This window comes from Bifidobacterium sp. UTBIF-78, assembly GCF_006408945.1.
Classification (GTDB): Bacteria; Actinomycetota; Actinomycetes; order Actinomycetales; family Bifidobacteriaceae; genus Bifidobacterium; species Bifidobacterium myosotis.
Genome location: NZ_JFAO01000042.1, coordinates 1 through 12,995, shown reverse-complemented (window position 1 = coordinate 12,995; position 12,995 = coordinate 1). Strand labels below are relative to the sequence as shown.

Genomic DNA, 12,995 nt, shown 5'->3' with positions numbered 1-12,995 from the left:
ATGTGAGCACCATGAACCAGACCCCCAGCGATGCCGGTATGTCCGCCGATCGCACATCCGGCGATTCCATCGGCTGCAGTGACCGCGCTCCCGCAGGCCGCGCTCCCGCAGGCCGCGCGCCGAAGCTCGACTATGCGCAGACCTTCTCCATCGGCTTCGGTTTCCTTGCCATATCCGCCGCATGGGCCCTCTACAACGCCTATGTGCCCATCAAACTCAAGGACCTCATGCTGCCGACCGCCGTGGTGGGCATGATCATGGGCATCGACAACTTCTGCGGTTTCACCATCCAGCCGCTCTTCGGCATCCTTTCGGACAAGGTGCGCACCCGTTGGGGCCGACGCCTCCCGTTCGCGCTGATCTCCATACCGCTCGGCGCACTGTTCCTCGTACTCATCTCGCTGGCGCCGAACGTGCCGCTCACCGTTGCGGCGATCGTGGCGTACGCGCTGGTCATGGCCACATCGCGCGCCCCGATCGTGGCGCTCATGCCGGACGTGACCGACTCCCGCCTGCGCAGCAAGGCCAACGGCATCATCAACTTCATGGGCTCCATCGGCAACGTGATCGCACTGGCTGGCGGCAGCCTGCTGTACAAGCGGTTCGGCATGTCCGCGGCGTTCGTCGCCGGCGCGCTGGTCATGGTGACCGCCATCACCGCGCTGATGCATCTGGTGCGGGAACACGAGGAGTTCGTGACCAAGCCCGGCGAGAAGGCCCGCCTGCCGTTCGTCTCATGGACCGAGTTCAGAAACGCCGTCGCCCCGAGACTGGAACTCGACCGTGAGGGCAGGCGCAGTCTGGCGCTCATCCTGCTGGTGCTGTTCCTGTACACGATGGGCGGCAACGCCGTGGAGACCTATTTCACGCTCTATGCCACGCACGATCTGGGCATGGAGGCGGCGGTCGCCGGAGGCAACCTGGTCTGGTATGCCGTGGGCATGTTCGCGTTCGCGATTCCGGCCGGCATCATCGGCAGCCGCTTCGGCCGCAAGGTCACCATGAGCGCAGGTCTGTTGCTTTCCGCGGTGCTCTTCGCGCCGATGCCGTGGGTCGGACGGCCGTTCATGGTGCCGTATCTGGCGTTCGTGTTCGGCGTGTTCTGGATTCTGGTGATCGTCAACGCACTGCCGTGGATCACCGAGCTCGGCGGACTCGAGCACACCGGCGCCATGACCTCGTACTACTATCTCGCCACCTCGTTCGGCGCGGCCATCAGCCCGACCATCTTCGGCCTCATCCAGCAGGCGACGGGCTCCTATCGGTGGATGTTCATCTACGCCGTCGTGCTCTTCGCGCTCGCCCTCTCCTGTATGCCGTTCATCACCCGAGGCGAGGCCACCGACTAGCCGCGACAACCAGCTCAGCGAAACTTGAGTGTATTACCAGCAAGTTTTCAGGAATAAACCTGCGGGGTCGCGGTGTTGTACATAGCAGATAGCAGGAACGCTGAACCGACCTGAAAGGGGCGATGGTGATGGAAACGATGACCCGCGTCGATGAGCAGATGAATGTGACCGCCAACAAGCCGATGACCGTTCGGCCGGGCGTCGCCCGTATGCGCGAGCTGACCCCGGCCCAGCGTCGCGCGGTGATGTTCGCCCAGCAGCAGGTGCTCAAGGCGCAGGCCGCCAAGAAGGCCAAGGATGAACGTCAGGCGGCTCGCGACCGCATGTGGCAGGAGGAGGACGCCGAATACAAGCCGCGCACTGCCGCCCAGCCGGTGGCCGTCGAGGAACCTCGTGTAGTATCCCTGCGCGAGGCCATCGGCCATGTGCTGCGCGATTTGCGCACGCGCGATCGCCGCACGCTGCGCGAGGTGTCCGAGAAGGCTGGTGTGTCGCTCGGCTACCTGTCCGAGGTGGAGCGTGGGCAGAAGGAGGCCAGCTCCGAACTGCTCAGCTCGATTGCCGATGCGCTCGGCGTCACCACCGCGCAGATGCTGCGCATGGTGGCCGATTATCTGGATTCCGTGCAGGGCTGACGTCTGATTATCTCTGTGGACCGTGGCGTTGGTGCCCGGTGCGGTATGGTGCCGCATGGGCCGGATGTGAGAACGAGATGAAGATTACGGTCCGATGATGGTGTGAACCCGCTGTGTCGCATGACGCGGCGGGTTTTTCTTCGTCTCCGGGATTCTCCGATTGTTTCCCCTCGGGTGTCCCGGGTTGGCAGCCGCGCGTGCGTCGTGTCGGTGCGTGTATGCGGCGTGCGTCGTGCCGAGTGCCGCCGTACGGTATGCGGCGATTCGTCCTCTCGCATGTTCTGCGCAGGTGTCCCGTGGGTGGTGGCACACTGGTGGACATGCATGAACGGGAATTCTGGGAACTGGTCGAGGAGGTGTTCGGTCGCACCTATGGCCGGTCGCTGGCCAGGGACCAGCGGATGCCGAAATTGGCGAACATGACCGCGGTCGAGGCGCTGGACGGGGGGGAGGAGCCTCGCGTGGTGTGGAACGTGCTGTGTGACCAGATGGAGGTGCCGGATTCCCGCCGCTGGGGCCACGACCATAACGCGCCGCCCATGCCCGTTCGGTGACGGCGCGCTGGTGCCGGTCCGATACGCCGTCGGCTTGCCTTGGGTGACTTGTCTTGGTGGTACGCCCTGTACGGTTGCCTTAGTGGGTGGTGCGGTTCGGATGCCGTTGATGTCGGCGGCCGCGACACTCGGCAGTCCATAATCGAACAAATGTTCGCATCTTGAGGTATAGTTATCCACAGTGACAGGCAGCCACGCCCGTGTGCGATGGGTGCTCGCCGAATGCCGTACGCCTTGTCTTGACGGGGCGCAGGGGGTTTCGGCCCGGCCGGGAACCGGAGCTGGAACCACATGGTCCGTCCCGCCCGATGTGGCGGACGGGCCTTCTCTACGGTGGAAGGCGACCTGTCCGCACACGACTTCGATAAGGAGAAGAACATGGCAGTTGAGAACAAAGCGGCCAAGGAGCAGGCCGCTCCGGACAAGCATGAGATCGATCCCAAGCGCAAGGCCGCGCTGGATACCGCGCTCGCCCAGGTGGAGAAGAGCTTCGGCAAGGGCTCCGCGATGCGTCTTGGCGATCGCCCCGAGCAGAACGTGGAGGTGATCTCCACCGGGTCGCTCGCCTTGGACATGGCCCTCGGCATCGGCGGTCTTCCCAAGGGGCGCATCGTGGAGATCTACGGCCCCGAATCCTCGGGTAAGACCACATTGGCATTGCATGTGGTGGCCAATGCCCAGCGGAAGGGTGGCGTGGCCGCATACATCGATGCCGAGCACGCCCTCGATCCGGCCTATGCCCGCAAGCTCGGCGTGGACACCGACTCGCTCATCGTCTCCCAGCCCGATAACGGCGAGCAGGCGCTTGAAATCGCGGATATGCTCATTCGTTCCGGCGCCTTGGACGTCATCGTCATCGATTCGGTGGCGGCGCTGGTGCCCAAGGCCGAGATCGACGGTGATATGGGCGACAGCCATGTGGGTCTGCAGGCCCGCCTCATGAGCCAGGCCCTGCGCAAGATGACCGGCGCCCTGTCGCAGGCCGGCACCACCGCCATCTTCATCAACCAGCTGCGCGAGAAGATCGGCGTGTTCTTCGGCAACCCGGAAACCACCACCGGCGGCAAGGCGCTCAAGTTCTACGCCTCAGTCCGACTCGACATCCGCCGCATCCAGACCATCAAGAACGGCGACGAGGCCGTGGGCAACCGTACCCGCGTCAAGGTGGTCAAGAACAAGATGGCCCCGCCCTTCAAGTCCGCCGAATTCGACATGCTCTACGGCGAGGGCATCTCCCGCGAAGGCTCGGTCATCGACATGGCCCAGCAGGTTGGCGTGGTCAAGAAGTCCGGTTCGTGGTTCACCTACGAAGGCGACCAGCTCGGTCAGGGGCGCGAGAAGGTCCGTCAGTTCCTCAAGGACAACCCGGCCATCACCGAGGAGATCGAGAACAAGGTCAAGGCGGAGTTCGGCCTGATCGCCCCGTCCGACCAGTTCGCCGAGGACGAGGAGGCGGCCGCTGCCGCCGCGGCGAGCGAGGCCGCGGCCGCCGATGCGGCCAAGGACGACAAGGCCGCCGCCGCAAGGCAGACCGCCAAATCATCCAAGACGGCTGATGCCGCCAAGGACGCGGCGACCAAGGCCTGACGCATATGATCGACGCTGAAGCGTTCCTTCGCGCCAATCCCGTATCGATTCGGAGGAACGAAGACGATGAGCCTTCCGAACCGGTCGCCCATATACCTCGCGGCGGGTTCGGAAGCACTTCGGAGTTCGGAGGGGTCCCGGGTCGTTCTGGGGCTTCCGGGGCTTCTGGGGTTCCGAAGGCTTTGGGGACTTCGAAGGCTTCGCCGAGCACGAGGACTACCGGTACGGGGGCCATGCGATTCGGTTGGCCGGCAATTCGCTATAGGTCCGTGGGCGATAGCGCTGTTGATGCCTCAGCCGATGATGCCGGAACCGATGGCGTCGCAGCTGTTGATGTCGCAACTGATGGTGTTGCATCCGATGATGTCGCCGTCGATGACGGGAACGCTGAAGACGTCTGCCGTGAAGCCGCCCTGCGATTGCTTGATGCGGCGCCGCGCTCATCGGGGGCGTTGCGGGACCGGCTGTTGGGCAAAGGGTTCGACGAGACCGTGGTGGAACGGGTCGTCGAACGCATGGTGGATCTGCTGCTGATCAACGACCATGACTACGCCGAATCGGTGGTCCGGGTATGCGCCGGTCGCATGATGGGCCGTCGTGGCACGGCGATGGAGCTCGATCGCAAAGGCGTGGACCGCGCGCTTGCCATGCAGGTCATGGACGAGGCGGAGCGGCAGGGCGTGTTCGAGGATGCCGCTTGGGAGCTTGGCCGGCGTACGGCTCGCAAAACGCAGGGGCTTGACCGTCAGGTTCGTCAACGCCGCTTCTGGGCCGCCGGCGGTCGCAAGGGCCACAATCCGGAGACCCTGCGTCGCGTCGCCGCCGAGCTCTTCAACTGAGTTCGGCGGCCTGATCATCGTGGCTCCCTCTGATGGGAGAGCTTCCGTGGGCTTCTCCAAGGGGTATGTATAATAGTCCGCTTGAGACCTCTTGATGACCGCGGCCGTGACCTTCATTGGGATCGGCTGAGGAACTTCCGGGCTCCGCAGAGCACGATGGCGGATAACGTCCGCCCAGGGCGACCTGAGAGATAGCGCAACAGAGAACAGACCGCCCGTCCTCGACGGGTAAGGGTGAAACGGTGGTGTAAGAGACCACCGGGCCGCTGGCAACAGTCGGCCGCATGGCAAGCCTCATCGGGAGCAAGGCCAAGCAGATGGCGGTAAGGGCTGCTCGCCCGTGTCATCGGGTAGGCTGCTAGAGCCTGACGGCAACGTCAGGTCGAGATGGATGGTCATCCGTGCCGTGCGTTCGCGCGCGACACGACAGAACCCGGGGTATAAGAGGTCTCATCACACTTCATGGTTTTTCCCGCACCGTGTTTCGCCAACGATGACGTGTGTTCAGGGTTCGCCATTCATGATTCGCTCAGGAAAGAAACATCATGCTCCGGGCGAGTTGCCGACTGTTTACGCAGAGTTCGTCTACAATGAAACTTACCCGCACGGTAATGATGCTGTACGGGACGCATATAGCGGGCAACACCGCTTGAGTCAAATAGGAGGTCAACATGGAAATCGTCGTTACCGGACGCCACACGCAGGTCAAGCAGAGGTTCCGTGATGTGGTTGAGACCAAGATGAATCGTGTGACCGCTATCGCCCCGGATGCACAGCGCGCGCAGATCGTGCTGACCCATGAGGGCAACCCGCGTCAGGCCGATACCGCCAAGCGCGTGGAGATTACCGTTATCGCCGGCCGCACCGTGGTACGTGCGGAGGCCTCCAGCACGGACGAGTTCAGCGCGCTGGACATGGCGCTGGACAAGCTCACCCTTCGTCTGCGTCGCACCCGCGATCGTCGCAAGGACCACCGTCGCGGCTACACGAACCCGGTCCCGGTGGATCTGGGCGTGGCCGCTCCGGAGCCCGAGGTGGAGGAGCCGGAGGAGGAGCCGAACAACAGCCCGCAGGCTGCGGTCGCCTCGGATCTCGGCCCCGGCGAATCCGTGGAGGTCCAGGTCGGCGACACCCCGATCGTCATCCGCCGCAAGCTGCACATCGCCGAGCCGATGAGCATCGACGAGGCCCTGTACGAGATGGAGCTTATCGGACACGACTTCTTCCTGTTCGTGAACAAGGAGACCGGTCGCCCGTCCGTGGTCTACCACCGTCACGGCTGGAGCTACGGCGTGTTCGAGATCGACACCCCCGAAAACGTCAAGAAGGACTGAAAGGATTGACTGGTCTGTCGGCCGACCGGCCGATTGTATGAAGTCAATCGCATGAACCGATGATGGATCGCTTCCCGGCAAGGGAGGCGGTCCATTTTTTTCGTAAAATGGTCGAAAAAGATGACCGCTGGCGGCGCGGGACGGTAAGGTAATACCCGGAACCACCGTAACCAATCAAGGGAGAAACCCAGTGGTCGATATCATTGACAAAGCCCTGCGCATGGGCGAAGGGCGCCAGCTCAAGAAGCTGGAGAACGTTGCCAAGGCCGTGAACGCGCTGGAGGACGAGATCTCCGCCCTCTCCGATGAGGAGCTCAAGGCCCAGACCCCGAAGTTCAAGCAGCAGATCGAGAACGGCAAGAGCCTCGATGACATCATGCCCGAGGCGTTCGCCACCGTGCGCGAGGTCTCCAAGCGCACGCTCGGCCAGCGTCACTTCGACGTGCAGCTCATGGGTGGCGCTGCCCTGCACTGGGGCAACATCGCCGAGATGAAGACCGGTGAAGGCAAGACCCTCGTGGCCACCCTGCCGAGCTACCTCAACGCGCTCGAGGGCAAGGGCGTGCATGTGGTCACCGTGAACGACTACCTGGCCAGCTACCAGAGCGAGCTCATGGGCCGCATCTACCGCTTCCTCGGCATGTCCGTCGGCTGCATCATCACCGAGCAGAAGCCGCCGGAGCGCCGCAAGCAGTACAACGCCGACATCACCTACGGCACCAACAACGAGTTCGGCTTCGACTACCTGCGCGACAACATGGCGTGGGAGAAGGCCGATCTGGTGCAGCGCGGCCACCACTTCGCCATCGTCGATGAGGTCGACTCCATTCTCATCGATGAGGCCCGTACCCCGCTTATCATCTCCGGCCCGGCCGAAGGCGACGTGACCCGCTGGTACCGCACCTTCGCCAAGCTGGTCCTCAAGCTCACCCGTGACGAGGACTACGACGTCGACGAGAAGAAGAAGGTCGTCGGCATCCTCGACCCGGGCATCACCAAGGTCGAGGACTTCCTCGGCATCGACAACCTGTACGAGCCGGCCAACACCGCCCTGATCGGCTACCTCAACAACGCCATCAAGGCCAAGGAGCTGTTCCTGCGCGACAAGGACTACGTGGTCACCCACGGCGAGGTCCTCATCGTCGATGAGCACACCGGCCGTATCCTGCCGGGCCGCCGCTACAACGAGGGCCTGCACCAGGCCATCGAGGCCAAGGAAGGCGTGGAGGTCAAGGCCGAGAACCAGACCTTCGCCACCATCACCTTGCAGAACTACTTCCGCATGTACGACAAGCTCGCCGGCATGACCGGTACCGCCGAGACCGAGGCGGCCGAGTTCATGAACACCTACAAGCTGGGCGTGCTGCCGATTCCGACCAACCGACCGATGATCCGCAAGGACCAGGACGACCTTATCTTCCGCACCAAGAAGGAGAAGCTGGCCGCCATCGTCAAGGATGTGGCCAAGCGTCACGCCGAGGGCCAGCCGGTCCTGCTCGGTACCGCCTCCGTGGAAAGCTCCGAGGTGGTCTCCACGCTGCTCGACGTGGCCAAGATCCCGCATCAGGTGCTCAACGCCAAGCAGCACGAGAAGGAAGCCGCCGTGGTCGCCGTCGCTGGCCGCAAGGGCGCCGTGACTGTGGCCACCAACATGGCCGGCCGTGGTACCGACATCATGCTCGGCGGCAACGTCGAGTTCCTGGCGGACGCCAAGCTCAAGTCCGAGGGCTACTCCCCGGAGGACACCCCGGAGGAGTACGAGAAGCGCTGGCCGGGCACCCTGAACGAGATCAAGGCTCAGGTCAAGGACGAGCACGAGGAAGTCAAGAAGCTCGGCGGCCTGTACGTGCTCGGCACCGAGCGCCACGAGTCCCGTCGTATCGACAACCAGCTGCGCGGCCGTTCCGGCCGTCAGGGCGACCCGGGCGAGTCCCGCTTCTACCTGTCGCTGGAAGATGATCTGATGCGTCTGTTCAACACGCAGCTCGTGGCCCAGGTCATGGCCAAGGGCATGGAGGAGGGCCAGCCGATCGAGGCCAAGTCCGTGACCAAGGGCGTGCGTACCGCGCAGAAGGCCGTGGAATCCCGCAACTACGAGATTCGTAAGAACGTGCTCAAGTACGACGACGTGATGAACAAGCAGCGTACCGTCATCTACTCCGAGCGTCAGGCCGTGCTCAAGGGCGAGGACATCCACGAGGATGTCGAGCGCTTCATCTCCGAGACCGTCGAGTCCTACATCAAGGGCGCCAACAACGGCTCCGAGAAGCCGAAGGACTGGGATTGGGAAGGCCTGTTCAAGGCCCTCAACACCGTGGTGCCCACCAAGGTCACCGAGGAGGAGGCCGAGAAGGCGGCCGAAGGCCTCAAGGCCGAGAAGGCCGTGGCCGCCGTGCGCGACCTCATCGTCAAGGACGCCCAGGAGAAGTACGCCGAGCTCGAGAAGACCATCGGCGAATCCGGCCTGCGCGACCTCGAACGCCGCGTGGTCCTCGCCGTGCTCGACCGCAAGTGGCGCGAGCACCTCTACGAGATGGACTACCTCAAGGACGGCATCGGCCTGCGTGGTATGGGCCAGCGCGACCCGCTGGTCGAGTACCAGCGCGAAGGCTACCAGATGTACAACTCCATGATCGAGGCGATCAAGGAGGAGTCCGTCCAGCTGCTCTTCCACATCGACGTCAAGCAGGTGGCAGCCACCGAGGATCACACCTCCGCCGCCGATGAGGACGCCGCGGTTGACGCCGCCGAGTCCGCCACCGGCATCACCGCCACCGGCGAAGGCTCCGATTCCGCCGCCACCGTGTCCGCCGGCCCGGACGAGGACGGCGAGACCGAAGCCGAAGCCGCCGAGGGCGAAGTCGAGGATGAGGACGACGAGGAGGAGAAGAAGGCCATCGCCGAGTCCGCCAAGGCCTCCGAGGCCGGTGAGACCACCTCCGCCATCACCGGCCCGGCCCCGATCAGCCACGCCGAAGGCAAGGTCCCGGTCTCCAAGCGCCCGAAGAGCGAGGAGCTGCGCGTGCCGTGGGCCGACGGTCGCACCTTCCCCGGCACCGGCAGGAACGCCCCGTGCCCGTGCGGTTCCGGTCGCAAGTACAAGATGTGCCACGGCCAGAACGAGAAGTGATGATCGTTCGCTAGCGTCGCACTGCATCGCTGACTGAAAAGGGTCTCTCCTTGACCAGGAGAGACCCTTTTTGCGTTGCTGTCTTCCTCGCGTGTGCCTTAGCCACATGCTCATCACCCACATGGTGTAGGGAAAACCCCATGGTGTAGTGATACAAAATGGCGGAATTCCGCAAATCGCAAAAACCGTTCCCTGCACCATGGGAAAATCCCTACACCGTGGGGACATGTGGTACGGCGCAGTGGCGTAACCCCATGTACAGCAGCATTTGTTTATGTGCACCTACTGCACCGTGAAGCCCTGCGAAGTGGCGTAGAGTTTGAGGCGACGTTCTCACTCGTCCAGATGACGTATAAGGGTGATCAGAATGAGGTTGTCGTCAGCCATTGCATCGCGTCGTCATAGGTCATGAGCAGTCGTTTGCGATAGTCGTCGATGAGTGTCTCATCGACCGTATTCGAATGGCCGTCGTCCATCGCCCGCTGTTCGGCGACGGCTTGCTCGAATGCGGTGGGCATGCGTCGGGTGAGTGTCGCGAATCTGCGGAGAACGTCCTCGGCGGGCAGACCCATACGGGTGGCGAATCGCTCCAGATGCTTGTGGCGGAGCTGAAGGAGATTCCGCTTACCACCGATGTTCATCGCCAGCGTCATACTGGCGCTTATGGGGCCGTGGCCGAGGTATGGGTAGATCGAGGCGAGATCGTATAAAGGCGCCATTCTCACGGAATCGCCCTTGAGCAGCAACGAGTAGTTTTTCGCGTGACTGTCCGTGACTCCAAGCAGATAACTGACGAGGATTCCATCGACGAACGCCCGTATGTTCGCGTCCCCTTCCCCGTGTAGGCCGTGGTTGCGGATCATTGCCGCGTATCGTTCCGAGGTGGGGGCCGTTGTGCTCCTCGTATTTCAACGATGATGGTATGCCCATCGCCTGGGTGAGGTCCTCCTGATGCAGTGCGATGACATTGCCGTTGCCATCGGAAAGCCGGTCGTAGCGTTCGACGATGATGGCGGGAACTCCCTCGAACAGGTGGAATGTGGTGTTTGCCACATGCAGTCCCATGTGTGCCGCGATGCGCATGGTGAAGTGTTCGTCGAATGCTTGATTAAGCAGTGTTGGGATTCCCGGCTTGAGGATATGGGTGGTGCGGGCGGTGCCTTCGGCCGTATACCATCGGTTATCATGGAGTCGAAGTGCAATTTTGCCTTGTTGACCTGCTACGGACCAGTGCTCTTTCGCGCCGGCCGGTTGGATTCCCGTTGGAGCCGCTGCGCGCAGTCGCGCGGCTATTGCGGCGTCGTCGATGGGAAGAAGGGATTGGTTCTCGACAGGCAGGTCGGGGAAGAGGACAGTCGCAAAGCTCCTGTGGCATCGAATCCTATCGCCTGCAGGAGATCGAAGGCATCGGTTGTGCTCGCGTGATGTATGCGTTGCGATTCCTTACGGGCCTGTTGGGATTCGGGAACCAGTGCGTCAAGGAAATTCGACGCTACGGTTCCTGTGTGGGTTTCCTGTGCGAGCGGCATCGAGAGCGAAATGGGTGTGGGATTATCCGACCATCGATAATCGCCAAAGTAGCGGAAGGCGATCGTCCCGTTCGCGTTTCGTGTGAATTCCCCGACGAGGGTTTCTCCGAGGAACGCATAGAGCTTTTGTTCCGTCATGTGGTCACCATTCGTAGGGAGGCATCGGGGATTTTGGTGTCTTCTGCACGTTGAGCGAAAGACCGAGGAGCGCGAGCGCATTGAGGATGGTAGCGAATCCGGGGTTCGGCACACGGCCCTGCTCGAATTCAATCATCCAGCGTCGCGATACGCCCAGCTGTTCGGCCATCTGCGACTGGCTGATGCCTTTGCTGCGGCGCTCGCTGCGGATGAGGCGGGCGAATCCTTCCGTATTCCCGATAAGCATGTGAAAAATATATCACCTCATCATTTGATGTGCAAAATAATTCACTCACTGTGTTCATGCGCAGAATAGTGCACCTGCCGCTCATTTCACGGTGAAGCCCTGCGAGGTGGCGTAGAGCTTGAGGCGGCGCTCCCACTCGTCCAAGCGGTCATCGCTGCGGCCGCCGGGACGCAGCGCGGGCACGATGAGACGGGTGAACTCCGCATCCAGCTGGCTGTAGAACGGCAGGTTGTCCCAATCACGGTTCACGCGCGCCGCCGATTTGGCGTACACGTCGTAGATGGGCTGGTCGAAATACGGGTCGCGCGTGCCGCGGCGTGTCAGGTCCTCCACATAGCCGGCGGCTGCGGACACGCCGCCCGGGGCTCGCAGTTCCACCGAGGCCGGGTCGAGCTGGAACCAGCGGATGAACGTCAGCGCCGCCCGCTGGCGGACCGGCGGCAGCTTCGCGCTGATCGCCATCGTCGAACCGCCGATCTCCGCGGTCATGATCTGGCTGGGGTCCACGAATCCGGGCGGCAGCGCCACCTTCCACAGACCCTTGTCGGCCGGGTAGGATGCGGCGAGGATCTTGCCGATCCAGTTCGCGTAGGTCATGGTCAGATAGGTGCCAGATGTGGGCAGCATATAGCAGTTGTCCCACAGCGGTTCGGCCTTGAGCACGCCGTCGTCCAGACATTGCTGCAGGAACTTGGCCACGAACCGCACGCGGTCGTCGGTCATCTGGAAGCGAATCGCGGTGTCATCCTCCACCACCCACGGCTTGGCACCGGCCATGCGGAAGAACGAGAGGTAATGCTGCACATCGGTGGTGTCGAGGATACCCATGTACCGGTTGGGATTGCGCGCGTGCAAGGCCACGCCTTCGTCGTAGAACTCGTCCCATGTGTGCGGCACGGCAAGTCCGTAATGCTTCAGCAGGTCTTCGCGGTAGAACATCGCCGTCTGCGATTGGTCGCCGGGGATACCATACAGTTTGCCGGCATAGTGAGCCGAGCGCCACGACGCGGGGTCCACTTGGGGAGCCACCTCGCGTTCCAGCTCCTCGCCGGCGAAGGCTGACAGGTCGAGCAGAGCGCCGGATGCCGCCAGTTGTGGCAGGGCGGTGCGCTCCACATTGACCATATCCGGTACGGGACGGCGATTGATGATTCGCTCCCAGTACAGAGAGAGCGTGTTTTCCTGGGTGCGGCCCTCGATCGGGTCGATGACGATATGCGGATGAATGCGCATGAACTCGTTGATGCGAGGCATCGTTTCGTTGAAGGCGTTGGACAGCAGGGTGAGCACAATGGTGTCGCTGGAACGTGTGAGCTCGGCGTACGGGCCGAGCTTCATCGTGGAACGCTTGTGCGGATTCACCGAATCTCGTGTCACATACCTTGCCTCAAGCGAGATCGGCTCGGGCCGGGAGGCCGAGCCGCTGCGCGCCGCGTTCACCAGCGCATTCGCGGCTTGGGACGCCAGGTAGGCGCCACGCATGTCGATGGTGTTCAGGGAGGGAGTGAGCAATGGGGACATCTCGATGTTGTCGAATCCGATGACCGAGACGTCCTCCGGGATGCGAAGACCATGACGTTTCGCCGCCGTCATGAAACCGGCGGCGAGCGAATCGTTGAAGGCGAACACCGCATCCGTGGGGCGGATAAGATA

The 12,995-nt window shown here is 62.7% G+C and carries 10 protein-coding genes, 1 other RNA gene and 2 pseudogenes; 8 read left to right on the top strand and 5 right to left on the bottom strand.

Annotated features, from left to right (window positions below; genetic code table 11):
* Positions 1-11 precede the first annotated feature (11 nt).
* The 8 genes from BG22_RS09025 (at position 12) to secA (ending at position 9,428) form a co-directional block, all read left to right on the top strand.
* Positions 12-1,349, top strand: a complete 1,338-nt coding sequence (locus BG22_RS09025; RefSeq protein ID WP_258186303.1) for an MFS transporter — start codon at positions 12-14, stop codon at positions 1,347-1,349.
* 122 nt (positions 1,350-1,471) lie between these two features.
* On the top strand, positions 1,472-1,984 hold the full coding sequence (locus BG22_RS09020) for a helix-turn-helix domain-containing protein (RefSeq protein ID WP_140494950.1): 513 nt from the start codon (positions 1,472-1,474) through the stop codon (positions 1,982-1,984).
* A 320-nt stretch (positions 1,985-2,304) separates the two neighbouring features.
* Positions 2,305-2,538 (top strand): DUF3046 domain-containing protein, encoded by a 234-nt coding sequence (locus BG22_RS09015; RefSeq protein ID WP_140494948.1) that lies wholly within the window; start codon positions 2,305-2,307, stop codon positions 2,536-2,538.
* Positions 2,539-2,916: 378 nt separating this feature from the next.
* Positions 2,917-4,125: a recombinase RecA gene (gene recA / locus BG22_RS09010; protein ID WP_140494946.1), complete on the top strand. Its 1,209-nt coding sequence runs from the start codon at positions 2,917-2,919 to the stop codon at positions 4,123-4,125.
* A gap of 269 nt (positions 4,126-4,394) precedes the next feature.
* Positions 4,395-4,964 carry a regulatory protein RecX gene (locus BG22_RS09005; RefSeq protein WP_258186299.1) on the top strand — a complete coding sequence of 190 codons (570 nt, stop codon included), beginning with the start codon at positions 4,395-4,397 and terminating at the stop codon, positions 4,962-4,964.
* Between the two features lie 82 nt (positions 4,965-5,046).
* Positions 5,047-5,421: RNase P RNA component class A (gene rnpB, locus BG22_RS09000), an RNA gene on the top strand.
* Positions 5,422-5,635: 214 nt separating this feature from the next.
* Positions 5,636-6,298, top strand: coding sequence for a ribosome hibernation-promoting factor, HPF/YfiA family (hpf, locus tag BG22_RS08995; protein ID WP_140494942.1), 663 nt, complete (start codon positions 5,636-5,638; stop codon positions 6,296-6,298).
* Positions 6,299-6,488: 190 nt separating this feature from the next.
* The gene (secA, locus tag BG22_RS08990) at positions 6,489-9,428 is read left to right on the top strand and encodes a preprotein translocase subunit SecA (RefSeq protein WP_140494940.1); all 2,940 of its coding nucleotides are present in this window, start codon (positions 6,489-6,491) and stop codon (positions 9,426-9,428) included.
* A 362-nt stretch (positions 9,429-9,790) separates the two neighbouring features.
* On the opposite strand, the pseudogene BG22_RS11245 reads toward secA, so the two are convergent.
* From BG22_RS11245 to BG22_RS08975, 5 genes and pseudogenes are all read right to left on the bottom strand, one after another.
* Positions 9,791-10,300, bottom strand: a pseudogene (locus tag BG22_RS11245) (HipA domain-containing protein); the annotation flags it as partial.
* Between the two features lie 85 nt (positions 10,301-10,385).
* Positions 10,386-10,631 (bottom strand): annotated as a pseudogene (locus BG22_RS11240) (HipA domain-containing protein); the annotation flags it as partial.
* Between the two features lie 86 nt (positions 10,632-10,717).
* Entirely contained in the window at positions 10,718-11,095 is a 378-nt protein-coding gene (locus tag BG22_RS11235) for a HipA N-terminal domain-containing protein (RefSeq protein ID WP_258186298.1), read from the bottom strand.
* Between the two features lie 4 nt (positions 11,096-11,099).
* Positions 11,100-11,342: a helix-turn-helix transcriptional regulator gene (locus BG22_RS08980; RefSeq protein WP_140494938.1), complete on the bottom strand. Its 243-nt coding sequence runs from the start codon at positions 11,340-11,342 to the stop codon at positions 11,100-11,102.
* 81 nt (positions 11,343-11,423) lie between these two features.
* Positions 11,424-12,995: extracellular solute-binding protein (locus BG22_RS08975; RefSeq protein ID WP_140494935.1), on the bottom strand; the 1,572-nt coding region annotated here is incomplete at its 5' end.